Origin of the sequence: Amycolatopsis sp. NPDC004079, assembly GCF_040610415.1 — a bacterium.
In the GTDB taxonomy this organism is placed as follows: domain Bacteria; phylum Actinomycetota; class Actinomycetes; order Mycobacteriales; family Pseudonocardiaceae; genus Amycolatopsis; species Amycolatopsis halotolerans.
In genome coordinates, this window is sequence record NZ_JBEXMH010000002.1 from 370,101 (window position 1) to 370,746 (window position 646).

Here is a 646-nt window from a genome sequence, read left to right on the forward strand (position 1 = left end):
ACGTCCATCACCGGCCTCCGTTCGCGCGAAACTTTTCCGGTAGGTACCCGGTCGCCTCGGACGGCAACCGGGGTGGCGGCTGGTCAGCGAGGGTCGGGCGGGACGGGCGGTTCCGGCGGCGGCACCGGACCCGGCCCGGGACGCGGCGGCGGGACGGGCTCCGGTCCGGGCGGCACGGGGTGCACCATGACGGGCTCCTTCCTCAGCCGGGTCGAATCCGCGGGTTACCCGGTGCGCCGGCACCGGACACCTCGATCCCGGGAACTGCGTCGAGCCGGTCTCGCGCGCTCGGCAGGCACAAGCCCGGCGCGCGCGACGTGGCCTGGACGTGCTCGCCCCGGGCAGGCCTGAATCCCGCCGACCCAGCCGCACCTCACACGAGACCAGACTGTCCGTGAGGGGAACCCTGAAGGACTCTGAGTCCCTCAGGGTTCCCCCCACGGACGCCCGGCCCCGCCCAGATCCTCCGAGCTGGGCAAACCGCACCCGCAGCGCCGCCTAAGTCCCTGGCATGGGGATCAGGGTCCGTGAAGGGCTCCTTGAGGGAATCTGACCTGGATCCACCGGTGTTTGTGGTGTTGTAGGTCGTGTCTGGACGCGCAGATGCCCTCTGGCTTGGGATGATTGTTCTTGCGACAGAGCAATT